Source organism: Actinomadura sp. 7K534, assembly GCF_004348575.1.
In the GTDB taxonomy this organism is placed as follows: Bacteria; Actinomycetota; Actinomycetes; order Streptosporangiales; family Streptosporangiaceae; genus Spirillospora; species Spirillospora livida.
In genome coordinates this window covers 1-390 of record NZ_SMKB01000564.1, presented here as the reverse complement: position 1 = coordinate 390, position 390 = coordinate 1, and the positions used below count along the sequence as shown (strand labels likewise).

The window sequence follows — 390 nt, the reverse complement described above, 5'->3', positions numbered from 1 at the left end:
GGTCGGGGTTGACGCCCAGGATCCGGCACCAGCGCCGCCCCAGGTCCATCATGGTGTCGCCGTCGTCGTCGCCGGTGGCGTGCGCGAGGTGCCACATCGCGGCCAGTGCGCTCAACCGGCTGGGTCCGAGGACGTCCAGGACGGCGTCGGCCAGAGGCTTGGTTTCTGCTGGCTCGAGGATTCCGGCGTCGGTGCGGGCCAGGATCAGCGCGGCGGCGCGTCCGGCGTTCCATGGCGTCATCGCCGCGTGCGGTGTCGTGACCGGCGGGCCGGTCGGCGCGGGGGCCGCCCCACCAGTCGGGGCACCAGACGGTGCGGGCGCGCCCGTTGAGCCGCTGATGGGTGCGCCGGTGGGCGGGGTGGTGAAGTCGGCCAGGACGAGGCTGGTGG

At 74.6% G+C, this 390-nt stretch carries 1 pseudogene; it reads right to left on the bottom strand.

The features are described 5' to 3' along the window. Positions 1–241 (bottom strand): annotated as a pseudogene (locus E1266_RS37705) (hypothetical protein); the annotation flags it as partial. Positions 242–390 lie beyond the last annotated feature (149 nt).